The 24,799-nt window shown below is 46.2% G+C and carries 28 protein-coding genes and 1 tRNA gene; 21 read left to right on the forward strand and 8 right to left on the reverse strand.

Going from position 1 to position 24,799, the window contains the following annotated elements:
* The first annotated feature begins 161 nt into the window (after nt 1–161).
* From M1D71_RS09190 to M1D71_RS09210, 5 genes are all read left to right on the forward strand, one after another.
* The gene (locus tag M1D71_RS09190) at nt 162–443 is read left to right on the forward strand and encodes an Atu4866 domain-containing protein (protein ID WP_458126189.1); all 282 of its coding nucleotides are present in this window, start codon (nt 162–164) and stop codon (nt 441–443) included.
* Between the two features lie 16 nt (nt 444–459).
* Nucleotides 460–1,197 carry an SDR family oxidoreductase gene (locus M1D71_RS09195; protein ID WP_458126190.1) on the forward strand — a complete coding sequence of 246 codons (738 nt, stop codon included), beginning with the start codon at nt 460–462 and terminating at the stop codon, nt 1,195–1,197.
* Between the two features lie 59 nt (nt 1,198–1,256).
* Nucleotides 1,257–2,159 carry a LysR family transcriptional regulator gene (locus tag M1D71_RS09200; protein ID WP_458126191.1) on the forward strand — a complete coding sequence of 301 codons (903 nt, stop codon included), beginning with the start codon at nt 1,257–1,259 and terminating at the stop codon, nt 2,157–2,159.
* A 164-nt stretch (nt 2,160–2,323) separates the two neighbouring features.
* Nucleotides 2,324–3,067 carry a spermidine synthase gene (locus M1D71_RS09205; RefSeq protein WP_458126192.1) on the forward strand — a complete coding sequence of 248 codons (744 nt, stop codon included), beginning with the start codon at nt 2,324–2,326 and terminating at the stop codon, nt 3,065–3,067.
* Between the two features lie 71 nt (nt 3,068–3,138).
* Nucleotides 3,139–4,755 (forward strand): sensor domain-containing diguanylate cyclase, encoded by a 1,617-nt coding sequence (locus tag M1D71_RS09210; protein WP_458126193.1) that lies wholly within the window; start codon nt 3,139–3,141, stop codon nt 4,753–4,755.
* 72 nt (nt 4,756–4,827) lie between these two features.
* On the opposite strand, the gene M1D71_RS09215 is transcribed toward M1D71_RS09210, so the two are convergent.
* Nucleotides 4,828–5,820 carry a Gfo/Idh/MocA family protein gene (locus tag M1D71_RS09215; RefSeq protein WP_458126194.1) on the reverse strand — a complete coding sequence of 331 codons (993 nt, stop codon included), beginning with the start codon at nt 5,818–5,820 and terminating at the stop codon, nt 4,828–4,830.
* 225 nt (nt 5,821–6,045) lie between these two features.
* On the opposite strand from M1D71_RS09215, the gene M1D71_RS09220 reads away from it, so the two are divergent.
* Nucleotides 6,046–6,129, forward strand: a tRNA-Leu gene (locus M1D71_RS09220).
* A gap of 101 nt (nt 6,130–6,230) precedes the next feature.
* On the opposite strand, the gene M1D71_RS09225 is transcribed toward M1D71_RS09220, so the two are convergent.
* Nucleotides 6,231–6,416 (reverse strand): hypothetical protein, encoded by a 186-nt coding sequence (locus M1D71_RS09225; RefSeq protein WP_458126195.1) that lies wholly within the window; start codon nt 6,414–6,416, stop codon nt 6,231–6,233.
* Between the two features lie 159 nt (nt 6,417–6,575).
* On the opposite strand from M1D71_RS09225, the gene M1D71_RS09230 reads away from it, so the two are divergent.
* Nucleotides 6,576–7,724 carry a sn-glycerol-1-phosphate dehydrogenase gene (locus M1D71_RS09230; protein ID WP_458126196.1) on the forward strand — a complete coding sequence of 383 codons (1,149 nt, stop codon included), beginning with the start codon at nt 6,576–6,578 and terminating at the stop codon, nt 7,722–7,724.
* Nucleotides 7,725–7,952: 228 nt separating this feature from the next.
* Here M1D71_RS09230 and M1D71_RS09235 read toward each other — a convergent pair whose 3' ends face one another.
* On the reverse strand, nt 7,953–8,549 hold the full coding sequence (locus M1D71_RS09235; RefSeq protein ID WP_017689431.1) for a helix-turn-helix domain-containing protein: 597 nt from the start codon (nt 8,547–8,549) through the stop codon (nt 7,953–7,955).
* A gap of 439 nt (nt 8,550–8,988) precedes the next feature.
* Between M1D71_RS09235 and M1D71_RS09240 the strand changes: the two genes are divergently transcribed.
* The 10 genes from M1D71_RS09240 to M1D71_RS09285 all read left to right on the forward strand — a co-directional run bounded on the left by M1D71_RS09240 (nt 8,989) and on the right by M1D71_RS09285 (nt 15,685).
* On the forward strand, nt 8,989–9,456 hold the full coding sequence (locus M1D71_RS09240; RefSeq protein WP_458126197.1) for a phage holin family protein: 468 nt from the start codon (nt 8,989–8,991) through the stop codon (nt 9,454–9,456).
* 211 nt (nt 9,457–9,667) lie between these two features.
* Complete coding sequence (locus M1D71_RS09245) at nt 9,668–9,955, forward strand: Dabb family protein (RefSeq protein ID WP_458126198.1); 288 nt, start codon at nt 9,668–9,670, stop codon at nt 9,953–9,955.
* A gap of 176 nt (nt 9,956–10,131) precedes the next feature.
* A complete protein-coding gene (locus M1D71_RS09250) occupies nt 10,132–10,593 on the forward strand; it encodes a DUF86 domain-containing protein (RefSeq protein ID WP_458126199.1) in 462 nt (153 codons plus the stop codon).
* A 10-nt stretch (nt 10,594–10,603) separates the two neighbouring features.
* Nucleotides 10,604–11,518, forward strand: a complete 915-nt coding sequence (locus M1D71_RS09255) for a DUF4261 domain-containing protein (RefSeq protein WP_458126200.1) — start codon at nt 10,604–10,606, stop codon at nt 11,516–11,518.
* A gap of 178 nt (nt 11,519–11,696) precedes the next feature.
* A complete protein-coding gene (locus M1D71_RS09260; protein WP_458126201.1) occupies nt 11,697–12,074 on the forward strand; it encodes a YtxH domain-containing protein in 378 nt (125 codons plus the stop codon).
* A gap of 223 nt (nt 12,075–12,297) precedes the next feature.
* Nucleotides 12,298–13,107: a glutamate racemase gene (gene racE, locus M1D71_RS09265; RefSeq protein WP_458127204.1), complete on the forward strand. Its 810-nt coding sequence runs from the start codon at nt 12,298–12,300 to the stop codon at nt 13,105–13,107.
* Between the two features lie 227 nt (nt 13,108–13,334).
* Nucleotides 13,335–14,546 (forward strand): M14 family metallopeptidase, encoded by a 1,212-nt coding sequence (locus M1D71_RS09270; RefSeq protein WP_458126202.1) that lies wholly within the window; start codon nt 13,335–13,337, stop codon nt 14,544–14,546.
* 194 nt (nt 14,547–14,740) lie between these two features.
* On the forward strand, nt 14,741–14,998 hold the full coding sequence (locus tag M1D71_RS09275) for a hypothetical protein (protein WP_017689423.1): 258 nt from the start codon (nt 14,741–14,743) through the stop codon (nt 14,996–14,998).
* Between the two features lie 141 nt (nt 14,999–15,139).
* Nucleotides 15,140–15,442, forward strand: coding sequence for a heme biosynthesis protein HemY (locus M1D71_RS09280; RefSeq protein WP_036609727.1), 303 nt, complete (start codon nt 15,140–15,142; stop codon nt 15,440–15,442).
* Nucleotides 15,443–15,463: 21 nt separating this feature from the next.
* Complete coding sequence (locus M1D71_RS09285) at nt 15,464–15,685, forward strand: YuzB family protein (RefSeq protein ID WP_017689421.1); 222 nt, start codon at nt 15,464–15,466, stop codon at nt 15,683–15,685.
* A 99-nt stretch (nt 15,686–15,784) separates the two neighbouring features.
* Here the strand turns inward: M1D71_RS09285 and M1D71_RS09290 are convergent, their stop codons facing one another.
* A complete protein-coding gene (locus M1D71_RS09290) occupies nt 15,785–16,183 on the reverse strand; it encodes a hypothetical protein (protein ID WP_458126203.1) in 399 nt (132 codons plus the stop codon).
* A gap of 149 nt (nt 16,184–16,332) precedes the next feature.
* Here M1D71_RS09290 and M1D71_RS09295 point away from each other — a divergent pair, with 149 nt between their 5' ends.
* Together M1D71_RS09295 and M1D71_RS09300 are read left to right on the forward strand one after the other, a co-directional pair.
* A complete protein-coding gene (locus tag M1D71_RS09295) occupies nt 16,333–16,614 on the forward strand; it encodes a hypothetical protein (protein WP_458126204.1) in 282 nt (93 codons plus the stop codon).
* Between the two features lie 175 nt (nt 16,615–16,789).
* Nucleotides 16,790–17,620 (forward strand): aldo/keto reductase, encoded by an 831-nt coding sequence (locus M1D71_RS09300; RefSeq protein ID WP_458126205.1) that lies wholly within the window; start codon nt 16,790–16,792, stop codon nt 17,618–17,620.
* 284 nt (nt 17,621–17,904) lie between these two features.
* On the opposite strand, the gene M1D71_RS09305 is transcribed toward M1D71_RS09300, so the two are convergent.
* The 4 genes from M1D71_RS09305 to M1D71_RS09320 form a co-directional block, all read right to left on the reverse strand.
* Nucleotides 17,905–18,639, reverse strand: coding sequence for a DsbA family oxidoreductase (locus M1D71_RS09305; RefSeq protein WP_458126206.1), 735 nt, complete (start codon nt 18,637–18,639; stop codon nt 17,905–17,907).
* An 85-nt stretch (nt 18,640–18,724) separates the two neighbouring features.
* A complete protein-coding gene (locus M1D71_RS09310; RefSeq protein WP_458126207.1) occupies nt 18,725–19,150 on the reverse strand; it encodes a cytidine deaminase in 426 nt (141 codons plus the stop codon).
* A gap of 59 nt (nt 19,151–19,209) precedes the next feature.
* Nucleotides 19,210–21,210, reverse strand: a complete 2,001-nt coding sequence (locus M1D71_RS09315) for an LTA synthase family protein (protein ID WP_458126208.1) — start codon at nt 21,208–21,210, stop codon at nt 19,210–19,212.
* A gap of 216 nt (nt 21,211–21,426) precedes the next feature.
* Complete coding sequence (locus tag M1D71_RS09320; protein WP_458126209.1) at nt 21,427–22,581, reverse strand: THUMP domain-containing class I SAM-dependent RNA methyltransferase; 1,155 nt, start codon at nt 22,579–22,581, stop codon at nt 21,427–21,429.
* 238 nt (nt 22,582–22,819) lie between these two features.
* On the opposite strand from M1D71_RS09320, the gene M1D71_RS09325 reads away from it, so the two are divergent.
* Together M1D71_RS09325 and M1D71_RS09330 are read left to right on the forward strand one after the other, a co-directional pair.
* On the forward strand, nt 22,820–23,452 hold the full coding sequence (locus M1D71_RS09325; RefSeq protein WP_458126210.1) for an O-methyltransferase: 633 nt from the start codon (nt 22,820–22,822) through the stop codon (nt 23,450–23,452).
* A 483-nt stretch (nt 23,453–23,935) separates the two neighbouring features.
* Nucleotides 23,936–24,793, forward strand: a complete 858-nt coding sequence (locus tag M1D71_RS09330; protein WP_458126211.1) for a hypothetical protein — start codon at nt 23,936–23,938, stop codon at nt 24,791–24,793.
* The last annotated feature ends 6 nt before the right edge of the window (nt 24,794–24,799 follow it).

The following is a 24,799-nucleotide window of genomic DNA, read 5'->3' on the forward strand; positions in this document are numbered from 1 at the left end:
GAAGTGCAGCCCTCCTGTGAAAAGCTATTGCTATTATTTTAGAATTTCCCGGAGATATAGGCAAGAATGCTGTTGGATTTTTCTATCGGGCAGTCACTAATCCCCTTCATAATGAAGATGAACAAGAGAAACTTTTGAATCATGGAAGGGGGGCTGGAGCGATGGGACCTGAGCACATGGGAAGCAAAGAAGAACAAAAACATCCGTATGTAGGAATGTGGGTCACGAAGGATGGATACATCCGGCATGAACTTCTTCCTAATGGTCGATATGACGAATCGAGGGGCAATCGACAAAGTGCGTATAAGGGATGCTATGTCATACAGGGAGAACATATTGAATACGTGGATGATACGGGTTTTACAGCAGACGGAGACTTTAGAGAAGATATTTTGTACCATGCTGGCATGGTTTTGTATCGAGAGAATGCCAATAACCAATGAGAAGGAGTGGATTAATATGTCCAATGTAAAAGGGAAAGTCGTTGTTATTACTGGTGCAAGTAGCGGAATTGGGGAAGCAGTTGCTCGTTTGCTTGCACAGCATGGTGCACATGTAATTATTGGAGCGAGACGTGTGGAGCGCTTGGAGGAATTGGCCTCATCGATTCGTTTGGAGGGCGGTTCGGTTGAATATCAACCACTTGATGTGACTCGATTGGAAGAGATGCAGGCGATTGTCGATAAGGCTCGTACTCGGTACGGACATGTTGACGTTATTATTAATAATGCTGGTGTTATGCCGCTATCCCCTCTCGGAGCACTAAAGATTGACGAATGGAACCGCATGATTGATGTCAATATTCGTGGGGTGCTTCACGGTATTGCTGCTGGTCTTCCCATCATGAAACAGCAAGGTTTCGGCCAATTTATCAATATCGCCTCGATCGGTGCCTATGTTGTATCACCAACAGCCGCGGTGTACTGTGCAACGAAATATGCAGTCCGTGCAATTTCGGAGGGTCTTCGCCAGGAAGTGGGTGGAGATATCCGGGTAACACTCGTTTCTCCTGGTGTGACCGAATCGGAACTGGCGGATACGATCTCCGATGAAGAAGCGAGGGATTTGATGAAAGAGTATCGCAACATCTCCATTCCTGCCTCGGCAATTGCGCAAAGTATCCTATACGCCATCAACCAGCCTGCAGAGGTCGACGTGAATGAGATTGTAGTGAGACCTACAGCGAGTTTAGCTTAAGTTCAGAGTCTCTTTTGGTATATAATAGGTACAATGATATCGAAAAGAGGAATTCAACCTTGACCCTACAGCAATTAAAATATGTGATTGAAGTTGCCACACGTGGCTCGATGAATGAAGCAGCCAAACGGCTGTTTATCTCCCAGCCTAGTCTGTCGAACGCCATTCGGGATCTGGAGCAGGAGCTACGCATTACCATTTTTGAACGTACCAATAAGGGTATATCGCTGTCCAAAGAAGGCGTGGAGTTCCTGAGTTATGCACGGCAGGTGGTGGAGCAAGCCGAACTGCTGGAGAACCGGTATCTGAACGCGAAACCGTCGCCGCAGCATTTCTCCGTATCGACGCAGCATTATGCGTTTGCAGTGAATGCCTTTGTTCGTCTGGTACAGAAGTATGGTCAGGATGAATACGAGTTGGCCCTCCGGGAGACGAAGACCTATGAGATTATTCAGGACGTGAAAAGCCTGCGTAGTGAAATTGGCATCCTGTATTTGAATGAGTTCAATGCTAAAGTAATTAACAAATTGTTAAAAGATGCGGGTCTGGTTTTTACAAGCCTGTTCATGGCCAAGCCACATATTTTTATCAGTGTGAAGAACCCACTGGCGAAGCAGGAATCGGTTGCAATCGAACAATTACAGGATTACCCGTACCTGTCTTTTGACCAGGGAGAATACAATTCCTTTCATTTTTCCGAAGAAATCCTGAGTACGTTATCTCATCCGAAAAGCATCCAGGTCAATGACCGCGCAACGTTGTTTAATCTGTTGATTGGTTTAAATGGTTATACCATCTCTACAGGAGTGCTTAGCGCCGATCTGAACGGAAACGAGATCATTCCTGTTCCGCTGGAATGTGAGGAATCCATTAATGTAGGCTGGATAAGTCACAAGAGTACTTCTCTCTCCAATCTGGGCGTGGAATATGTCCAGGCTCTGCATGAGGCTATAGGCTCTTAATAATGTTGAAAGGTTCATAAAAAAGGCTGTTTCCGTATGATCGGAAACAGTCTTTTTCTTGATCTACTACGATCATTCAAGTATAGGGTGGTATGTTGTCATCCCGTGTAATAGAATGAAGATATATGTCGAATAAGTGTAAGCGTACGAAGGGAGAACGGTTCGTGAGAGTTCTGTATCGGAATAAAAGTGAACAGCATGAGCTGACGGTATATGATACGAAAAGGCTTTATGGAGAAAAGGGAAGGTTTCGTGTATTGGAATTCTCCAACGCAGCTGTGCAGGGAGCCATGGATCTGGATGAGCCTGCACGGATGGTGTTGGAGTATCCCCGAGCGATCGTACATCTAATGGAACGAAATGACCCTGCATTTGATAAGGTGTTTGTGGTGGGACATGGTATTGGCACGTTGCCTACCTACTTGTCCGATCGTCAGGTAAAGGTGGCTGAGTTGGACGCAGAGGTCGCTGAGTTGAGCCGAACCTTTTTTGGATATGATGGGAGCCCTGTCCTCATTGGGGATGGTCGTGAATTATTAGGGCATGAACCCGCTGGGACATATGATTACATTATTATTGATGCGTTTACGGCGACGGGCACGCCTGAGCAGTTTATATCCAGTGATTTTTTTGCCATGGTCAAGGACAAGTTGGACTCGGATGGAGCTGTGATCCTTAATGTGTTCGGACGTGCGGGCAATGATCGGCTTGTCAATGCGATCTATACCACACTTCAGGGACAGTTTGCCTATACACGTGCATTCGCATTGCCTGCAGAAACGGCAGATGAGGTCCAAAATCGTATTTTGATGGGCAGTCATCATCCGATTGATTTTCAGCTTCGTCACATGGCGGGCTTTGTTGAACAGGAGCCAGAAGAGGGATATATCATTGTTGATTCTGGTTGATCCGATCTTAACAACTTTCGTATAAGATAGAGGGAATATGCTTTTTCATGAAAATCCGGGGGAAGTAATAAATGATTGCACCAAACAGGATATCCAGATTACGAAAAAAAGTAAAGAATATCAAGAAAATTAGCCTTACGGCCTTGCTTGGCGGGTTGGTCACCATTTCAGTTTTAATGACATTGACCATCATGGTCATCTCATCTTATACATCTCAGAAACAATCACTCATTGATAACACCCTGTCGCTAAATTACGCAAGCGCTGTGCAAATGAGCCAAACACTGGATTCAGTATTTTATTCCATGCAGGAGAGTTTGAAATATGCAGCCAAGTATTTCCCGGAGATGGATTACACCGATGCGGACAAATTGAACTCCACTCTTGATCTGGTTCGCAATAGCAGTAACTTCTTCAATTCCGTTTCTTTGGTAGATAAAGCGGGAGTAGTCAGGTCTACCTCACCTTACTCACAGGCTAGCGTAGGTCACCATGTTAGTTCCAATGCAGCAAAAGAAGCGGTTAAATTGAGGGCTTCGTATATCTCCGAAGCGTACCAGACACCCAGAACCAAACGCAGAATTGTATTTGTAAGTGAACCGATCTTTGATTCGGCAGGGGAGTACCAAGGAACAATCGGTGGAAATATCTTTTTACAGGAAAATAATATATTGAGTCTGTCTTTTGGCAGTCAGCTCAAGACAAGTAATGGTTCCTACTTTTTTATTGTGGATAAGAAGGGCACTTTGTTATTTCACCCAAACACCAACCGAATTGGTGAAAATGTCAGTAAAAATGAAGTGGTACAAAAGCTGCTAAAAAACGAGACGGGGAAAGAGCAATACAAAAACCTGGCAGGTGTGGATTCACTTGCGGGTTATTACAAAGTTCCATCAACAGACTGGGGAGTGGTGATCGTATCTCCAACTCAAACGGTCTACGATCAGCTGAATCATCATATCCGTATGTTGTTGCTGTATACTTCAGTGCCGTTCCTGATTCTGACCCTTATTGTGGTTCGGGTTGCACGCAAGCTGGCCAGCCCATTTGTACTGCTCGCTGATTTGGTGAACCAGGTTGATAAGGGGCAAGTGGAGTTGCCGGTAATGAAGCCTCACTGGAACAGGGAGGCTGATCTTCTCACACGAACGGTTGTTGGAGCGATGGCGAACTTTAGGAAACAGACGAACCAGCTTGCCTATGACGCCAGAACAGATGTCTTAACAGGCATGAACAATCGCAGAACATTCGAAGAGGTCATTCAGGACTGGATTCAGGAAGAAGCACCATTCACCATTATTGTGCTGGATATTGACCGGTTCAAATCCATTAACGATACATTCGGGCATCATGCAGGGGATGAAGTACTGAAACATATTGCCAACATCATTCAATTGACCGTTCGACCAGAAGATGTCTGCGCTCGTTTTGGAGGAGAGGAGTTTGTTGTGTTGTTAAGAAATTCTGAATCCAATGTCGCCTTTGAGATTGCTGAACGTATCCGAATAACGGTCGAAGAAAGTATATTGCCTATCGATCGTTCCGTCACCATCTCTGCTGGAATTGCTGAATATCCATTGCATTCCACAACGGCAACGGAATTGTTCCACTTGGCGGACAATGCTCTGTATCAAGCGAAGGAAGAGGGACGTAACCGCACGATCACCATCCAGACCGTTATCAAATAGTAAAGAAGCTGACCCCTAAGAACAAGGGACAGCTTCTTTTGTCTTTTATCTTGAAAAATGAACGTATATACGTCACCCCAGTGACGATAGAATAGCGTCGCATAGTGCCATCGTTCTAATATTATCCTTGGCACTGGAATGTGGGACAGCCTGATTTTGGCAGCATTCAATAAAATGAGCCATTTCACCAACGAACCCGCGCAGATAAAGGTCACGATAAGCTCCAGACATGGGAGATCCGGAAGGAGTATATACGCTATCTTGTTCCTCAAGAGATTTCCAGGGAAGGCTGGTTGAGCTTCGGGATGAATGAACAGTGAGTGTGTTGATCTCTTCAGCAGACGCAAATCCGTTATCAAAGGTCACGAGTACATTTTCGCTTTCTCGTGACCACGCACTCATGCCGGTGAAATAGGCACTGCCCACGACGTTATTCTCAAATACAAGGGAGATGCTCTGGTTGATATGTTCCTTATCCCTCACAGTTGTGCCTGTAACCCGTACGGCTTCTCCGAACAGGAAACGCATCAGATCGACCATATGAATGGCAGCGAGCTTCATGAATTGTTCCTCATCCTTGCAAAATGGCGTACTGTCTACCGCGAACTTCATCTGAAATGAACGCACCTTACCTAGCGAACCGCCATCAATGAGTTCCTTGAGTTTCATATATATGGGAGCATAACGTTTCATGAAACCGACCATGACGACAACGCCAGCCTGTTCGGCAGCTTCTGCTACAGAGGCGGCTTCGGCTGCGTTCCATCCGAGCGGCTTATCCACGTATACATTTTTGCCAGCCCGAATACATTCAAGGACAAGAGTGGTCTGATCTACAGGCTGGGCGACGACAACGACTCCATCACAGGTTTCCTGCTGTAACATAAGCTGAGCGTTGTCATACGCTTTTCCGTTGCTGCCAAATCGCAGCAGAGCTGCTTCAGAGCGTACGATACTGCGAGTGGCAATGGCCTGGATCTGCCCTCCAGCCTCAACAACAGAAGGATATATATTCGTGGATGCATGAAATCCGGCACCGATAAAACAAAGATTGGCTGTTTTCAAAGTGGATCTCTCCTTCATTTTTTTCAGTTGCATGGTTGGTTTATGTGCCTAATGCTACGATAGGATGTTTGAATTTGATAAAAAAGGACATATGTCCTTTTCATGAATGAAATAAAAAAAGAAGTTGCAATTTAATTTTGGACCATGTATACTCTGAATTACGGTAAAACAAGGAATTGCTTCACCGGAGCGCTTTTCATCGATGGATGAGGAGATACATATTATGCGGTCGTGGCGGAATTGGCAGACGCGCACGGTTCAGGTCCGTGTGGGCTAACCCCCGTGGAGGTTCGAGTCCTCTCGACCGCATCAAACAAAAGAAAGGTTCATGAGTTGCTCCAGAGCAATTCATGAACCTTTCTTTATTTTTTTGTAGAATTAGTGTGAATTCGCCATGATGCGTTGGCATTCTAATGCTGCCGCTGTCGCAAAATGACTGCCATGATGATTCCCGCAATGGCTCCTGCGATACCGAACAGCGTAACACTGGCAATAACTTCAACGGACTGGAGACGAAACAAAAAAGCGATACCGCTACCAAAGGTGGTTCCGGCGAGAAATCCGAGCGAAACCCCTAATTCTTTCGTTAATTTCATCGATTCACCTACTTGGAAATGTGAGATATGGATTTGCAAATGTTGGGTATAGGAAGTAAAGTGTGATCAGGAAAAACATCACATTTTATTTCCTTTTTTCATTTTGTGGTTTTAACCCGTTAATTATGCATGAGATCTCATATGGGAGGGTAAGAGCGAATGAATATGAACGAACGAATTGCAGCATGGAATGAGGAAGCGCAGCAGTGTGCTTGTGGACATCAACATCGAATGGTGGATATGCTGATTCATCTGGAAGCTGGGGCCATTCAGAGGTTGCCGGGTTATTTGTCTGAGCGAGGGTACCATCAAGTGACGGTTGTTTATGATCGTCATACGTTTCGGGCCGCTGGGTCTGATGTACTGAGCAGTATTCGGGAAGCGGGCATTCAGGTGGATGAGATCGCTCTACCGGAGAATCACACGGGTGATATCGTTGCCGACGAAGCCGCTATTGTACAAGTCATGTTGGGTGTGAATCTGACTAGTGAGGCAGTCATCGCCGTGGGTTCTGGTACCATCCATGATCTGGTGCGATTTGTCTGTTCCAAAATGAACAAGCCATTTCTGTCCATACCGACAGCGGCTTCGGTAGATGGGTTTACCTCTGCAGGTGCACCCTTAATTGTAAGCGGAGTCAAACAGACATTTCAGGCTGTGCCGCCTGAGGCTATCTTTGCCGATCTGGATATTCTGGATCAAGCCCCCCAAGTGATGAATGCTGCCGGATTCGGAGATATGCTTGGTAAATATACTTCGCTTGCAGACTGGGTTGTATCTCGTGAACTGGGCGGAGAACCGTTCTGTCCGGTCGCTTATCGGATGACAGAAGAAGCGCTGAACACCTGTATAGATCATGTACAAGCTATTGCGGAGGGACGAGCGGAAGGGGTGGCTGTATTAATGGACGCGTTAATTGTATCCGGCATCTCCATGCTGATCATTGACCACTCCCGTCCGGCGTCTGGAGGAGAACACCACCTGTCTCATATCTGGGAGATGGACCTGATGCAAGCGGGAGAGAGACCGGTTCTGCATGGTGCCAAAGTTGGCGTAGCTTGTGCATTGCTTACTGTAAAATATAAAGAACTCGCACAGACATCGGGTGAACCGGTGTTCGGCATATATGACCATTTGCCTGAGGCTGCTCAGCTCACCGCTTGGTTGGAACAAGTAGGCGGACCGGTAACTATTGAACAACTGGGTGTAACCCCGGAAATGGTAGAGCATGCATTCGCCACAGCGCATACGCTTCGTCCTCGATATACCGGATTGAAATATATCAATGAAGTGTTGAACACGAGGTAAGGATAGCCTTTTAGAGAGATCGGTTATGATGAAATGCGTAAACTTAGCTTGTAGAGGGCTGTGATGGCTCTCTTTGGAAGCAAAAGGCGAAGAAGGGGAGATTATCTGACATTTCCGATGGAATAGCCAGAAGACTGCTTCAAGTCCGGGAGAGAAGGCATACGTTTTACGTTAAAAAAGGCTCTGGCCTCCCTAGGGGAGAGCAGAGCCTTTTGGCTGTTCGCTTATTTAGTTGTTGCGACGATCTTTCAAGATAACATCTGCGAACAAAATAGTTTTCGGGATGCGGAAAAATTGCTCCGCTTGTTCCTGAAACGCAGCAGAAGGCAGCGTTCCCTGATGCAGCCATTTGCGGAAAGTGCCGGGATGAACCCCGATCCAGTGGCTGACATCTGTCACCGACAAATCATGGACCATACACAAGCCTGTCAGAATACGGTTACTAACCGGAGAACGGGTCACCGTACGCTTCATGAAGCGAGATGACTCGGGTTGACATATCACAGGGCTATTACGCACAACTTCTTCATTAAAGAGAATGTGGCGCGGGTAACCGAGTAATTGGCATGTCTTGTCCAAATTGGTACTGCCGGGTATCCGTCCTTCATACACCCACGCACTGACACTGCGTGAAGAGATGGAGAGGTCCTCTGCGAGCTGGGACAGCTTGATATCATTGGCCATCAGCACGGCAAGAAGAACACGATTGCGGATTTGACAGCGTGTCGGTTTTCGGAATCGTTTAACACGGACGCCTTTTCCCAAGTATTTACGGTTGATCAGAGACCACGCCTGGATGGAATGTTGTTCTGGTTGATTAGGCATATTTCCTCCGATTTTTTTTAACCAAATACTACAATAAACAACGGGGTACTTTCAAGTGCCGGGTTTACCGGTTACAAATGCGTCAATGCGTCAATTCACGATAAAGAGGGAACTACGAACTAGACCATACGCAATTGACATCCTAGTATATTCCTAGATTACAATGTTTCACTAAAAATGACGGGTTAAATTGAACGGGAATAAAAATAATATAGTTCTAATTAACTGCTTATAGGTCTTAAGAACTTTTATCTAATTTTGTTGATATGATGCGGTTTATTTCCCTGATTTCCCCAAAAACATGCTCTTTTCTTCATCGGCTTGAATAAAGGATGTGCACAAATCTGAAATGATAAATCCGCAAGTTCAGCATGACATGTGACCTGTCAAATCTCTTACTTTTACATATATTGTAGGGTACTCAAGTGTAAGGGAGAGGGTGAGGAACGTGAATCTATCTGTGAATACCTTTGCTGCTGTCTCGGGAGCGATTGTTACGTTTGCTTTTGGCGGATGGGATCAACTGCTGAGCCTGCTCGCGGTTGCGATGGCTGTGGATTATATAACAGGTTTGGCGGCGGCTGTGAGGACGGGAACCGGATTGAATAGTAACGTTGGATTCTGGGGGCTTGCTCGCAAAGGGCTGATGTTGACCGTTGTCTTGCTTGCCCACCGAATTGACCTGCTCATGGGAACCGATATTATCAAAGGCGGTGCTATTTATTTCTATCTGGTCAATGAATTGATCTCGATTACCGAAAATTATGCGAAAATCGGACTTCCGTTGCCTGGAAAGCTCAGACAGGCTATAGCAGTATTGAAGAAACAGGAAGATCAGGAGTATCTGGCGGATCGGGAATGGCCCCAACCGCAGCAAAGCCCGAATCGGTATGAACCAGCAGGCTGAAACAGGACAAACTTCGCAGAAGGAAACCGCAAAACAGACGGATGATGGATCTCAAGAGAAATCCGAAACGAAAGGAAACGGTTCGGATTAGTTTTTCTTCTCAAGAGAACGTTTCCAAGTATCCTTTCGTAATAAAGAACGGTATGATATATTTTGAATACACGAAAATTCATTCATTTCTACTATTATACCGAACGAGGTGCTTGCTCAGATGATTAAACATATTGTCCTGTTCAAAATGAAAGATCGTTCAGCAGAAAGTATTGAAGCCGCTGCCCAGGTGCTTCGCAATCTGGAGGGCAAAATTGATGTTCTGATTTCACTTGAAATAGGCATCGATGTGCTTCGCTCGGACAGATCATTCGACATTTCACTCACAGCAGAATTTGCTTCACTGGAGGACCTTCAGGCGTATCAGGTTCACCCGCTTCATCAGGAAGTGATCAAGTACATGAACGAAGTCAGAGAACAGTCCATCGCAGTGGACTATGAAATCTGATCTGTCATTATTCACACGACTTTGAATTAAAGGGGACTCTGCATGAGCGATTTAAGAGACGTTATGGAATTTCTATATATTTTTGTTGTGTTTCTAATCGCTTGTCCTGTGATGATATTCTGGCTTAAGCGAAGAGGGAAACGGAACCGATAACTCACTGAACGGGAAGTGAACGAATGTATTATGTGAACAGAGAACAGATTGCCCGCCGGCTAGCTGCTGTACCGGAGGTAGCCGAAGGGCTTCGCCAGGCAGCCCAGGCCTGGGATGGCAGTCTCATGCTGGGGATGGTGCAGGAACGTTGTCTTCACCTGGCGATCGAGATTGTTACCGATGTGGGAAGTTATCTGATAGATGGCTTCATCATGAGAGATGCGAGCAGCTATGATGATATTATTCAGATTAATTATGAAGAAAAGGTTTTTGACAATGATACCTACGAGATATTGCGTCAGCTTGTTACGTTACGTAAGCCGTTGGTGCAGGATTATTATAGTTGGGAGCGGTCTGAGCTCCATCCGCTTAGCGTAGCGTTGCCAGGCGTACTTGAACATTTTGCCATCCAGGTTAGCGACTACGTGGAAAAAGAACTGGGTCCTTTTAATGCGGCACAAGCCGAGGGACAGCGTAAGGAATGAGGGAAATCGCATGACGAATGAATCAAAAGAATTCAATGAAGGAAATACTGAAAGCAAAGATACAAATGAAATACCTTCTGGATTCCATCCGGTATATATGGTTGAACTTTTGTTCCGGGAACGTCCGGAGGTGGATCGCCTGCGATTGCAGGAAGCTCTGATTCGTCACACAGGACAAGTCCGGCTGGATGTGAAACAAGGGGATGGAGAGCAAGTGCATGAGATGCTGGTCTTCTATCATCTGGACCACAAGGTATCCTTTCAGGAAGGGGATATCCCTGCCCAGACCTGCATGCTTCCTGTCAATGAGATTGTGGATCGTGCACGTTTTGGCGGGGCTTTGCAGCAAGCATGGCACTGGCCTGAAGCAGGACAAGTTGTAGAAGCTGCGCGGTACTCCATCCGATTACATGACATGTTCACCGCAGCCATGCCTCGCAAACAGCGTCTGGAGCTGTTCCAGAAGACTGTACTGGCAATCATGGAAAGCTTGACTTGTGATGCGTTGTATTGGTACGGCAGTGATAAGCTGGTTGAACCGGAAGCATATACGCAAGCTCAGGAACGTGAGGAACATCTCTATGCGGCCATGAACGTTCGGATGTATCAGGCTGGAGGTACGGAAGAACGGCGCGAGTTGGTTATGGATACAGTAGGGTTGTCGGCACTGGGGGTGCCTGATGTACAGTGTCACTTCGTCGGTCTTGATCCGGATACGGTCGCCCAGACTTTATTAGGTGCGGCGTATTACATATTTGATCAGGGGGATGTTCTGCAGGATGGACAGACGTTGGGTTCTTCCGGCGGACGTCGCTGGCGTTGTGAGCATCAGGCGGCACTGATCGCACCAGGGCGATATGTCATTGATTTGGACCCGGGAGATGAGCATGCGGCGGCTGTTCTGGAGCCTGCTCGTCAGACCTGATTAAGCGAAGATGAAGGTGAAAAGAGAACGTTCAGATTATTTTTTGATATCTGGAGTGTCAAGTCAAGCCTGTGCTGCTTATAATGCATCAACAGAGTAGGCATTCGCCCGGATGGGTGAGCGACAGGCCGTTGCTTCTGATCCGGTACTTAAATGAAAGTAAAAGGAGAGATGTGACGTGAAGGATTCTAACAAAAGTTTGTTGTGGGGAGCTCTTATCGGCTCCGTAGTAGGTTCTGTAACAGCGTTGCTGCTGGCTCCGAAATCAGGACGCGAACTTCGTCAGGACATTACGGAAGGTGCTCGTCAGGTATCGGAGAAAGGTCAGGAACTCGCTGGCAAGGTTGGAGAACAAAGTTCACAGATCGTATCCAAGGTCAAAGAGACCGCAGATGTTGTGATTCAGGATATTCAATCTTGGCGTAACTGCGCTGATGGCAAGGAAATTCGCATATCGGCAGTCATCACAGAACCCGATACGGACAAAGCAGCAGATGAGTCCGGAATCGACATTGTAGCGAAGCTTTCTGCGGATGAGTCCAAGGACGACAACTAAGCAAAGCTTGGGATAAGCAGGCTTTCCTCGGGTTTAGAGGAGAGCCTGCTTTGTTGTGTGTCCACACGGTGATGACACAGCACGCGGGATTTTATTTGAACCCTGTTATAAAATCGGGTAAGATGTAGGTACCTTTTTGCCGGAATGTTCATACGGTAGGAAGAAAGCTTTGTGGAACAATTATTATCAGAACCAATTCAATGAAGAAGGAAGCGGTGTGTTCGTGCAGCAAGCAATCGCTATATTAGACTCCGGTGTGGGAGGATTGACCGTCGCCAAGGAAGTGATGCGTCAGCTCCCGCGGGAAAAGATCATTTATTTTGGGGATACTGCCCGAACACCGTACGGACCCCGTTCGTCCGAACAAGTGAAACAATTTACGGAACAAATCGTTGATTTCTTGATCCAATTCAATCCGAAGGTTATCGTTATCGCCTGTAACACAGCGACAGCAGCTGCGCTGGAGTATATCCGTGCCAAGGTGAATGTGCCTGTCATTGGTGTTATACATCCGGGAGCGCGGGCGGCAATCACAGCGACACGTACAGGACGCATTGGAGTGATCGGTACTGTGGGTACCATTGGGAGTGGGGCTTATACATTGGCGCTCAAGCAGTTGTCCCCCTATATCGATGTGGTCAGTCAGGCTTGTCCGGCGCTCGTGCCGTTGGTGGAGCAAGGTGAATTTCGTTCCGAGCACACGACACTTACGGTGGAGCAATCATTGGGTGAGATCAAGCAACAGCCGATTGATTGTCTTATTCTGGGTTGTACGCACTATCCTTTCCTTATGGACACCATTCAGGAGGTTATGGGACAGGAAGTGAAGCTAATCAGTTCGGCAGATGAAACGGCACGGGAAATCAGTACGATTTTATATGATAAACGAAAACTGGCCAGCGGGGATGAGACCCCGGTGCATCAATTTTTCTGCACTGGCGACCCGCGCATGTTCCAGAATATCACCCGTCGATGGTTGGGAGAGCAGATCTCCAAGACCCCTGTAGTCTGGCAGGTTACGCAATTACCATAGGTATATGCAAAAGTATGTATGAATAGGACTTATAATTAAAGTATATAGCCTGTACGATATCCCGGAACTGTGAAGTTCCGGGATTTTTTGTCATATTTCTGCATCGACAGGTGATGAACATGATTGATGTCACATGACGGACAACCGGGGCTGCATATATATGTTATAGACATGAAATTGGGAGAACCCGACAGGAGGCTGCCTTCTCCTGTGGAAAGGAGAACAACATGGAACTGCAGTGGATCATTGTTCAGCGGGGAGATACGATGCCGCGAATTGCGTCAGCACACCATATGACCAAAGAGTTACTTGCTGCTCTGAATCCGGAAGCTGCCTCCCAGCCTTACCTGCTTGCAGGTCAGATGCTGCGTATTGTCCCTGGGACAGGTCGCAGGTATGCTGTGCCACTCGGGGAGAGCGTAGGGGAGATTGCAGGGCGCTTTGGTCTGGATGAAGAGGACTTGCGTCGGGCCAATCCTGAAATTGCCAATATAGCTGACTGGGTTGGTCGCTGTATTCATATTCCGGCTTCCAATGGAAAAACTATTGTCAAGATTCAGGGAGAGTATGGTTATCGAGAATTAATCAGGGATATAGACCAGATGGAGAAGCTTTACCCGTTTGTTGAGACGGGCTCGATTGGAACAAGTGTCATGGGGAAGTCACTGCGTTATTTGCGCATCGGGCAAGGGCAGAGACATATTCATGTTAACGCTTCCGTTCATGCCAATGAGTGGCTGACAACAGCAGTTCTGATGAAGTTTGTCGAAGAATATGCCCAGGCGTATAGTACACATAAGGCATGGCATCAATTCCAGACAGAACGCTGGATGCAAGAGACGACACTCTGGGTAGTGCCGATGGTTAATCCGGACGGTGTAGAACTGGTTCAGGAAGGTGTGGTCAATCAACACCCGCATGCACAGCAATTGTTAGCCTGGAATGCCGGCAGATCACATTTCACCCACTGGAAGGCCAACATCAGAGGGGTGGATCTGAATGATCAATTTCCGGCCCATTGGGATGAAGAAGCAGCGAGAAGGGGCGTGACCTCGCCTGGTCCCCGGGATTATGCAGGAACAGCGCCTTTGACAGAACCGGAGGCACAGGCTTTAGCACAATGGACGCAGCAGCATGCATTCGCTGCGGTCGTATCCCTGCATAGTCAGGGTCAGGAGATCTATTGGAACTATCGTGATCTGGAACCGAGAGAGAGTGCGCCGCTGTCGCGCAGACTTGCCAAAGCTTCGGGCTACAAAGCCGTGAAGCTCGGCGGAAGTGATGCCGGATACAAAGACTGGTTTATTCAAGATTTCGGTAGACCAGGCTTCACGGTTGAAGTTGGATTGGGTGTTAATCCGCTTCCGGTAGAACAGTTTGATGATATCTGTATAGAAGTGGGAATGTTGCTGGCTGAACTGTTATCCAATGGACAATGAGGCAAGGTACCTGATTATGAAGCTGTGAAACTTAACGATGGATTATTCGTATAACAGGAACGGACGCTGTGAGCGACGTTCCGTTTTTTTATTTTTTAATTCACAGGTTACATTATTCGTTCTGAATGGTTCTTGAAGGGGTAATGATGTGCGTGTCGTTATGGCGACATATATAATGTTACGGAGGGATTCGAATGAAGTGGAGAAGACTGCTGTCGTTCAAACGATGGACACAAGTTTTCAAAAGGCTCCCCCGGTTGCTCCGGGCTCCGCAGATTCCTTTGGGAGAAAAGCTGTTGTTTATTATTCCAGCGCTGTTGTACTGGGTACTTCCGGACGTAATGCCGTTTATGCCCATAGATGATATCGGGGTCACTTTGATTCTGATGAACTGGTTTGTAAGCCGTGCAGAACGCAAATATCCCGTGCTTCAGGAGGGCGCACCTTCTTGATTGTGATCAAATGGATAGGTTTAACATTGAATTCGCATCAATGTTATTGCGAAGAGCGGTAACTTTCTTTACAATAGATGCTGTAGTTTAAGAATGCTGAAATTGTTGAACCCAGCAATTACAATATAGGAGATGAAGAGAATGAACTGCAAAATTACGCGTAATGCGGCTAAAGTATTGAAGCTTGAATTGGACAAGCCGGAGAACGAAGGAAAAAAACTGCGCGTTGTCATCACACATGCACATGGTGACCATGCTCACTACGGTCTTGATATCGACACACCAAAAGAAAATGATACGGTTGTATCTACCGATAAAGAGATTGATGTCATTCTCGCGAATGATCAGCCTCTGTTGAACGGTGTTAAAATTGACTATCTCTACTTCCCGGAAGAGGGATTCGTCATTACGAATCCGTCCCAAGGCAATCACGGCGACCACTAAGGGCGCGAAGAAGGGGAACTCATGGCTAACGATATCCGCGTATGCGAAAAGTGTAATCATGTCCGACTAAAATCGATTGTGCCCAAGTTGCAAAAAATGGCTCCAGACACGGAGATCAAGATTGGGTGCAAATCCTATTGCGGTCCTTGCGCGAAACGTGCGTTTGTCTTTATTAACGGTCGGTACATTAGTGCTCCGACAGAAGAAGAAGTGCTCGCCAAAGTCGCAAAGTTCGTCAAGTAACAGGATATAACAAGGTAAGTGGGGAAAACTGTCCACAGACCGGAAAGGAGGGGCTGCGTGCCTCTCCTTTTTTGCGTTTGGGTAGCGTGAAAGGATGTGTTACTCCATAGCACCTTTGACCATTTCAGTAATTTGGAAGGAATCTTCTTGAATTTCAATGGCAATGACGGTAGTATCCTTTTTCAGGAAATGTACATTTCCAAGTCGTTCTTCCTCCAATTCTACCCAACCTGTATCCGCTAACTTCTGAAAATAATCCATTGGCGGGTAGAGTCCTTGCTCACCCCCAATATGTTTCAGCTCATACTTAACACCTTCTTTAAGAGTGGGATGATCGGAATAAGCTATGCCTTCAATAAGCTTAGCGTTGCTTGGAACTGGAATGTCTGGGTTAATGTATGATCCCGTATAACCTGTTATCTCGTATGTTGCAGGAGCGCAGCCTTCTATCCAAATGAGCAAGGGCAACATACAGAGAGTGAGTAATAATTTTTTCAAGTAAATTCCTCCTGATCGGGGATAAGTACTTCATAAACGCAGCAAGACGGGTTAAAGTTACAATAAAACACAACAGAGGAATAAGGAAGGCTTGTGTTATCCATCCTAAAGGGGTAACAGGAACATGATAATCCCAAGGAGGAATACTCATGCCGAAGCGTTATGATTCCAGTTTGCAGGCTGATACCAATGTATCTCAGGCGCAAAATGCGGTGAACAAGCTTCATTATGCTGTATCTCAGGCGATGTCTCATCCGACGGCACAGACCATTGCACAGGCGGAACGACGTTTGGCACATACGCAGCAGGCGATGCATCAAGCAGAGCTTTCGCTCGGAGGACAAGGCGTTGAGCTCGCAGAAGAGATGTTCATCGAGGAGAAGAGAAGATTGAATTCAATCCAGAGTCAGCACGGTCAAGGGAATCAATAACGTTCCTGTTCACACCAGAACCCGCAGGCAGCAATGCTTAGCGGGTTTTTCATGTCTTTTGCAATGACTCCCAATCCATGGGTCTTCTTCGACAAGTATGTCGAATGGCCGCTTAAAATTCTGTGAGAAGGTTAATAGAACAAGAGCAGGCAAAATTCCATACGGGAGGTACAGAATGACAAAACACATAACAGATTGTACGATTCTGAACAACGGAGTAACGATGCCATGGCTGGGATTTGGAACATATAAAGCAAAAGGCAAGGAAGTGCAACAGGCGGTCGAGACGGCTTTGGAGGTTGGATATCGCAGTATTGATACCGCGTCCATCTATGGCAATGAGGAAGAAGTGGGACAAGCGATCGCAAGCAGTGGCGTTGCCCGTAACGAACTGTTTGTGACAACTAAGCTCTGGAATGAGGATCAGGGTTTTGATTCAACGTTGAGAGCATTTGAAGCCAGTCAGAAGGCACTTGGACTGAATGTGATTGATCTTTATTTAATTCACTGGCCTGGCAGAGACCAGTACAAGGAGACGTGGAGAGCGTTCGAACGTCTATATAGCGAAGGAAGCATCCGTGCAATTGGTGTGAGTAACTTTCAAGTTCACCATCTGCGCGATATCATAAATGAAGGCGGTACGGTACCTGCGGTGAATCAGGTAGAATTGCATCCGGGTCTGATTCAACAGGAATTGCAGGATTTCTGTGGTGAGCAGGGGATTCAACTGGAAGCTTGGAGCCCGATTATGAAAGGCAAGCTGAACCAGGAGTCGACGCTTAAGGCACTGGCACAGAAATATGGGAAAACACCGGCACAGATTATTCTGCGTTGGGACATTCAGAATCAGATTGTGACGATTCCGAAGTCGGTTACCCCGGAGCGTATTCGTGAAAATGCGGACATCTTTGACTTTGAATTAACACCAGATGAGTTGAAACTGATTGATGCGCTGGATTCGGATAAGCGGACTGGACCACATCCCGATCAACTGTTTTGGGATTGAGTGGATCATTCATTCCAATTTGAAGTGAGTATTTAATGATCTGCTTGTGGTTGTTCCGGTTACGGATCGTTCTTCCGATCACTGTTGTCTCCAAATTTTTTGATTCCTCGTTTAAGAGGTTAAAATTTGGAGACAAAGGCGAACGCTTCGCTTCTTCAGAATCGATTCCGTCCCCTCCACAGTAACTGTTCATCAAACACAAATATATACAATGAGCTAGAGTTGTGTGTAGTATATAAAAAAGCAGCAGGATCGGGAATTCCCCTGATCCTGCTGCTTTTGTGTTATTTATTCGAATCGGATGGTGGCACTTCGCAGCCGTCATCTGTGCAGACACCGCTGCCGTCAGCATCTGTTGTATTGGATTCAACCATAGTGAAAGGGGAGCGCTCATCCCATGCTTTCTGAATCGCGTCCAGGAACACCTCGTCCGGCTGAGCGCCCGATACGGCGAACTTGCGGTCGAATACGAAGAACGGTACACCACGGATGCCCAGTTGCTCGCCTTCGGCTTGGTCAGCGCGGACATTGTCGGTAAATTGATCGCTGGACAGCACTGTTACAGCTGTATCACGATCCAGGCCTACTTCCTCTGCCAGTTGAGCTAACACTTCAGGGTCGCCGGAGTGTTTACCTTCGATGAACACAGCTTGGAATATCCGCTCGCTCAGTTCAAGGGCTTTGCCTTGTGTATCCGCCCAGTGCGTCAATCGGTGAGCTGAGAAAGAATTGGTAGGGATCATGGCATCGATATTGTATTCCAGTCCTGCTGTGCGAGCATTGGCATTCATCTGAGCATTCATGCCTTGGGCCTGCTCTACGCTAATATTATATTTGGAAGCCAGGTATTCCGTATTGGTTTTGCCTGGGTTCAATGCAGCGTTCGGATCAAGCTCGAAGCTTTTGAATTGCAGCTTCACTTCATCACGATGTGGAAACTGTTCCAATACATTTTCCAGACGGCGTTTGCCGATATAACAGAATGGGCACAGAAAATCAGACCATATCTCGATATTCATATTGTTAAAACCTCCATCATCCATATAGTTGAAACTAATATAGTTACAATTATAAAGCCACTTTCTATAATTCGCAAGGAGATTGCTATTTATCCCGATATGCCTTGGACCAATGGTAAGGTTGAATCTCATCCAATCTTTTAAAAATCAACTGACCAGCAGGATCGTATACGGCAGCCTTGACTTCTTCACCCCAATAAAACAATCGTTCCTGGCATACACCGCAAGGTGTAAGGACCTTGAAGTCCGAATGCTCGTCATCACGAGCAATACAGAGGGAGTGGGTGACGCGTTCATTTAATTTGTGGGCCTCCAGATAAGCCCCTGTTTCCATGCACAGGTGCGTTGCGTCGTTGATAACCTCTGGTGCCACGCTAATTAGCAGGGAACCAGCTTCAGTATAGACGGCACCAGCACCGCCCCATCCTTGGGGATAACGCTGTTGCACGAAGTTTGCGGCTGCATCGAACAGTTGCTGTTCAATATTGAATGTTTCTGTGCGTGAAGTCATGTAATGTAAGTTCCCCTTCTTTAATGTAATTCATTTTATTCCGTGTATTGTCATCTCGGTTATTTGGATGTTGCCGCTGAACTGTCTTTCTCTCGAAAGCGCTGAATCAAATCATAGGTAATCACCGTGTCGGAGACGTGTAATCGCTTGGTTGCTTCATCGTGGGCGGAGCGGCAAGCATTGATATCTGTTTTGTCACGTGTGGACAAGTCATAACAAGCGCCGCTCTCGTAGATATAATCATCCGATGGAATATAGAATACAGAACCATCCGAGAATGCACCATTACGCAACACAACTATACGTGCAGACCCGTCATATACGTCGTTGCCCATATGATAATAGGATTGGTCGGATAAGCCTAGCACATGCAGTACGGAAGGTGCGATGTCCAGTTGTCCTGAAGGCTCGTCGATGGTTCCGGCAGCTGCTCCGTCCGGTAAATGCACGAGTAGAGGTACCTCGTTCATGATCTGTGCCATATCGAGTTCGTTTAATGAACGTCCCAGGAATTGCTCGTATTGTGATTGTTCCTTAATCGAGTTGTCGTGATCTCCGTAGAACATAAAGATGGTTTTTTCCCATAATCCCCGATTTTTCAGATCTTCGACCATCTTGCCCAGTGCCGAATCCACGTAATGAACAGATTGTAGATAGTCACCGAACATCGTTCCTTGGAACTCGCCTACATCCAGTTGCTGCTTCTCTTTTGGCAAGGCATACGGATGGTGACTGGTAAGGGTGATTAGAAAGGAGTAGAACGGTTCGGTCACCTCACTGCTCATTTTCTCAACGGATTGGCGGAAAAAGGATTCATCAGACAGGGACCAGCCAAGCGGGTCATCCTGTGCAAAATCGTTTTTACTATAAAACTTGTCATACTTCATGTTCTGATACATCGTATACCGATTCCAGAAGCCACTCTCATAAGCGTGAAATACGTTGGTGCTGTACCCGTTATCCTTCAGAATGGAAGGGAGGGAATCATACGTATGGTCTGCATATCGTACAAACGCGGATCCCACCGGAAGCGGATGCAGTGAAATGTTTGCTGCAAAATCGGCATCTGACGTTCTACCCTGACCTGTCTGGTGGTAAAAGTGACTATAATACTGACTCTCCTTCATCAGTTCATTAAAATGGGGTGTGATCTCCTGACCTCCAATGCTCTGGCCGATCATGAAATTCATAAAAGCCTCACCCTGGACAATGATGACGTTGCTGTCCTTATATTTGCCAAACAAGGCATCATTCTGTGGGGTATCTTGCTGCCTTTCGGCGAAGAATGCCTTTGCTTGTTCAATATCAGCGGGTTCAGCCTGCGGCCCGGAGCCGATATGGTCTTTGGCGTAGTTGTACAGATCATAACCGTGAAAAGCGAGCAGTCCGGTCACATTGTACATGGATACATTCCACCAGTTGTTATCGAACAGGCCCTTAGCCCATGTTTTGCTGTAAAAATAAATCGGACCCACGGCGAGTCCCAGCCCCAGCACAAGGGCGATGCTGCCAGCAGTGAGACGGCGGCGCATCCGAGCTTTGCGATCGTTGTACGTGTAACTCCCGTAGCCATGAATGGGTGCACTGGAGTGCTTCGAACGGTAACGTCTGCCGAACAGTACGATAGCTGCGAACGGAATGACGACAAGCCAATCGGCAAAGAACCAGAGATCGCTTGTGTAGATCAGTGTAGCGATGCTGTCACCCAATGCGTCAACTTGTCTGGCCTGTAACAATACCGGGATGGTCAAGAAATCCTGGAAATAACGATAATACACCATATCGGCGTAGATTAGTGCTGTAAGCAGCAGGTTCAGCAGAGCGAGAGATACGATCATGCCCCTGCGAGGCAACCACCAGGTCCAGAAGGAGATGAGCAGTAAAGATCCGATGGCAATGACTTTATCCAGCAGTCCCATCGTAATGTTATAGGCGTGAAGATTGTGATGGAGCCACATGAGTTTGAGCAGCATGAGCACAAGAAAAATAAGATATAACGTTAGTGGATGATTTAGAAGCCCGCGTGGCACGGAACTGCGCGTAGGCCGAGTGACAACCATATGTATGTCCCCCTTGCTTTCGTTGTTTTGTAATCGGAATGTAAAATAGGGCTCCATCCATTATAGCGTGGCCTCATTTGTTTTCAACTATGCTTCAGGCAGGATCAATTCCTGCCCGAAGCGAACACCGATGACGGTGAATTCATATGATCAGAATAGCGCACAAAAAAAGTGCCCAAGCCATGGATGGCAGGAGCACTCTGTATTTTGCAATACTTATGAAGATTGTGGTGCTTTATTGCGTGGGGGCAGTGGTCCCAAATACTGATAGTATTGCGTTTCAATTCGTCCATTGAACAATTTGCGACGCTTGTCTGCCTTATGGCCGAAGTATTCTTCAAAAGTTTTGGTCGATGTGATTGCGAAAAAGGACCATGTTGGCATTTCGAGATAACTGCGTCCTAATGAACGGAGCAGCTTTTGAACTTCTTTTTCTTCACTCAATCGTTCACCATATGGAGGGTTGGTAATGATGACACCATAATCACCCTGTGGTCTTGCACGATGAGCGGGCAGGACGCTGACTTCAATGTCTTTGGCGAAGCCGGCACTCTTGATTGCTGCCTGAGCTACTTCGATGGCTTCCGGATCGATATCGCTACCCGAAATCTGTAATGGTATATCGTCACGCACAGCATCGAATGCTTCTTCGCGCGCTTGTTCCCATAATTCTTCAGGAATAACAGCCCAGTTCTCGGAGTTGAAGGTACGACGAAGTCCTGGTGCAATGTTCCAGCCGATCATAGCGGCTTCAATCAGCATTGTGCCTGATCCACAGCATGGATCATAAAATGGGCGGGATACATTCCAGCGACTGAGCTGAATAAGAGCTGCAGCAAGCGTTTCTTTGAGTGGCGCTTCGGTTACGAGTTTACGATACCCCCGTTTGTGCAGACCTGGGCCCGTCGTATCTAAAGTAAGCAGGGCGCGATCGTTCAGCAGAATGACCTCAATCACATAACGAGACCCATCCTCTGGGAACCACTCCGTGTCATAAGTCAGCTTCAGTTTCTCTACGATTGCTTTCTTCACGATCCCTTGTGATGCAGGTACGCTGCTCAACTGAGATTTTTGGGAGCGACCCTCTACAGGGAATTCGCCGTCTGCTGGAATCCACTCTTCCCAAGGAAGTGCTTTGGTGCCTTCAAATAATTCGTCGAATGTTGTAGCAGGGAATTCACCCATTTTGACCAATACACGATCCGAACTTCTCAGCCACAGATTACACCGGCAAATATCAATATAATCCCCAGTGAAGAAAACCCGTCCATTGTCGATCGTAACATCCTCATACCCCAGTTGCTTCAGTTCCCGGGCAACAACAGCCTCGAGTCCCATCGCCGAGGTCGCAATCAATTGCAATTGAGCCATGTGATTCATTTCAACTCCATTTCAAGCCGGAGAAGGAATATCCTTCTCTCTGGCTGTATAGTAACGGTGCGGCCTTGCCGCTTTCCGTGAAAAAACTTACAATGAGAAATGCGGTGAACTATGCAGTCCTCTTTGAGGCAATGCACCAGTCGACCGCCTGTGTTGATAACAAACATTTATTATAGAACATTGGCATCCATATGGAAAGCAGTCCAAGTGTCCAAGGAGGATTTTAGTGGTGAATCTGACCCCTGATGAATATGTAAATCAATTATTTCAAGAGGATGATCTTTTGTTGAAAGTGAAAGAGGCCATCCGTTCGAACGGCATGCCGGAAGTTTCCGTTGCGGCGGCGTATGGGCGTTTGCTCACGTTTCTAGCCAAGACATCCAAAGCGGAAGCTGCGCTCGAAATCGGCGTGCTGGGCGGTTACAGTGGGGTCTGCATTGCGCGTGGGTTGAGTGAAGCTGGAACCCTGACGTCGCTGGAACTGAAAGAGGAATATGCGGCATTGGCGCGTGGTCATCTGGAAGAAGGCGGTTTTGGTGAAAAGGTCGAGTATCGGATTGGCCCGGCGGCAGACAGCCTGGAGCAATTGGAACAGGAAGGTCGCACATTCGATTTCTTCTTTATTGACGCTGACAAAGAAAATTATCCGGTATATCTCGACTATGCCATTAAGCTGGCTCGGCCAGGTGCGGTCATTGTGGGTGATAACTGTTTCCTGCGTGGTCGTACGCTGAATCCGGACAAGCAGGGTCCAGCCGTGCTTGCTGTTCGTCGCTTCAATGAACAGATGGCAAGTGACCCGCGTCTGGTAACGACCATGTTGCCGGACTACGATGGGCTCGTACTTGCTTGGGTGAAGTGAAAAATTCCTAACGATAAAACTCCGATGGAACACGATCTCGCGCTCTTATGCTTGTGAGGGTGATCGTGTTTTCTGTACGGAGTTTTTTTAGTGTGAAAAATATTGATCGTTGAGAATGAGTTTTTATTGAGGTTTTATCTAAAAATGAATTGATTTTTTATCGAAGAAGGTATCATAACTAACTTTCAGGTAATTTTATGGTAATATTGTATATAAGAAGTTATAAATTTCTATATATGGAGGTGTTGAATTGAGACCTTTATTCATTTTTCTTTCTTTGCTTCTGATCTCGGGTTTCGTATTTCATTTTCTTAACGTATACACGCCATTTTTAATACTGCCAGTTTATATTGTACTTGTTGCGATACTAGTTATTTTGATTTTTTATCTTTTTAGGTATTATTTTACTAAATAAGAAGGAATTTGAAATTAATCAGAGAATTAATATAAGGATTGATTATAATACTAAGGAGGGAATTTTTTATGAAGAAACAATTCACTGCGCTTTTAATGTCATTTTCACTTTTAGTAGGAGGGGCTGTTACAGTCTCAGCAGATTCATTAGTAGGAAAAGAAAATTTAAAAAACATTGAAGAAGCTCGGGCCTATATAACTAAGAGTAGTTCTGAAATAGCGAATGAGTTGAAGAACTTAAAAATTTCTAATGAGAATGTAACTCTGATTGAAATTCAAGACGTTATTGAGAGTTATTATGAGAACAATCCCGCACCTTTAGAATGGGCTAATAATGACTCGATTTCTCTAGAAGATGTATTTCCTGATGAATCACAAAAGAATCAGTTAAATAAAGAGGGAACATTCAGTTTAAATGAGTTTATTTCTCAACAAAAAGAAAACGAGGAAGTTTTAAGTTTCTCAACAGAAACTACAAAAACTGATGTGTATGTTGATAAATCAGGAATTTTTATTTTACATTCTGAAATTGACCCTAATAGTGCCATTAGAGCAGCTGCGTGGAGTTACACCGCTAACGAAAGGACGACCGGTTCAGCTTATAATGCTTTAGGTCTAAAAATGTTTGATCTATGGGCATCGGGAAGCTTTAGATATGATGGATCAAAGGTAGAGGTTGCTACTAAAGATGGTGGTTACGAACGTAAATTCTGGGGATCGACATTGGAGTTAACTGATAGAGGGATGGGAATTTCAAGAGCAGTGGATCTTGAAGGGTATAAATATGCGGAAGTGTATAGTAGACTCAGAACAGAATCGACTCTTGGCTTTAGATGGTTTGGGCTTACACTTACTGATACTACTGTAGAGGTTAAAATTGGTAGTACAGTTAATGGTAATGTGTATACTGGAGGTGGCTCCATTTAAAAATAG

The sequence above is a fragment of the Paenibacillus sp. Z3-2 genome, from assembly GCF_054161325.1.

Bases quoted from the DNA above. Each gene is read 5' to 3' on its own strand.
- M1D71_RS09190 (WP_458126189.1), top strand. From the start codon at position 162: ATGGGACCTGAGCACATGGGAAGCAAAGAAGAACAAAAACATCCGTAT.
- M1D71_RS09195 (WP_458126190.1), top strand. From the start codon at position 460: ATGTCCAATGTAAAAGGGAAAGTCGTTGTTATTACTGGTGCAAGTAGC.
- M1D71_RS09210 (WP_458126193.1), top strand. From the start codon at position 3,139: ATGATTGCACCAAACAGGATATCCAGATTACGAAAAAAAGTAAAGAAT.
- M1D71_RS09225 (WP_458126195.1), bottom strand. From the start codon at position 6,416: ATGAAATTAACGAAAGAATTAGGGGTTTCGCTCGGATTTCTCGCCGGA.
- M1D71_RS09230 (WP_458126196.1), top strand. From the start codon at position 6,576: ATGAATATGAACGAACGAATTGCAGCATGGAATGAGGAAGCGCAGCAG.
- M1D71_RS09235 (WP_017689431.1), bottom strand. From the start codon at position 8,549: ATGCCTAATCAACCAGAACAACATTCCATCCAGGCGTGGTCTCTGATC.
- M1D71_RS09245 (WP_458126198.1), top strand. From the start codon at position 9,668: ATGATTAAACATATTGTCCTGTTCAAAATGAAAGATCGTTCAGCAGAA.
- M1D71_RS09250 (WP_458126199.1), top strand. From the start codon at position 10,132: ATGTATTATGTGAACAGAGAACAGATTGCCCGCCGGCTAGCTGCTGTA.
- M1D71_RS09255 (WP_458126200.1), top strand. From the start codon at position 10,604: ATGACGAATGAATCAAAAGAATTCAATGAAGGAAATACTGAAAGCAAA.
- M1D71_RS09270 (WP_458126202.1), top strand. From the start codon at position 13,335: ATGGAACTGCAGTGGATCATTGTTCAGCGGGGAGATACGATGCCGCGA.
- M1D71_RS09275 (WP_017689423.1), top strand. From the start codon at position 14,741: ATGAAGTGGAGAAGACTGCTGTCGTTCAAACGATGGACACAAGTTTTC.
- M1D71_RS09280 (WP_036609727.1), top strand. From the start codon at position 15,140: ATGAACTGCAAAATTACGCGTAATGCGGCTAAAGTATTGAAGCTTGAA.
- M1D71_RS09285 (WP_017689421.1), top strand. From the start codon at position 15,464: ATGGCTAACGATATCCGCGTATGCGAAAAGTGTAATCATGTCCGACTA.
- M1D71_RS09295 (WP_458126204.1), top strand. From the start codon at position 16,333: ATGCCGAAGCGTTATGATTCCAGTTTGCAGGCTGATACCAATGTATCT.
- M1D71_RS09300 (WP_458126205.1), top strand. From the start codon at position 16,790: ATGACAAAACACATAACAGATTGTACGATTCTGAACAACGGAGTAACG.
- M1D71_RS09305 (WP_458126206.1), bottom strand. From the start codon at position 18,639: ATGAATATCGAGATATGGTCTGATTTTCTGTGCCCATTCTGTTATATC.
- M1D71_RS09310 (WP_458126207.1), bottom strand. From the start codon at position 19,150: ATGACTTCACGCACAGAAACATTCAATATTGAACAGCAACTGTTCGAT.
- M1D71_RS09315 (WP_458126208.1), bottom strand. From the start codon at position 21,210: ATGGTTGTCACTCGGCCTACGCGCAGTTCCGTGCCACGCGGGCTTCTA.
- M1D71_RS09320 (WP_458126209.1), bottom strand. From the start codon at position 22,581: ATGGCTCAATTGCAATTGATTGCGACCTCGGCGATGGGACTCGAGGCT.
- M1D71_RS09330 (WP_458126211.1), top strand. From the start codon at position 23,936: ATGAAGAAACAATTCACTGCGCTTTTAATGTCATTTTCACTTTTAGTA.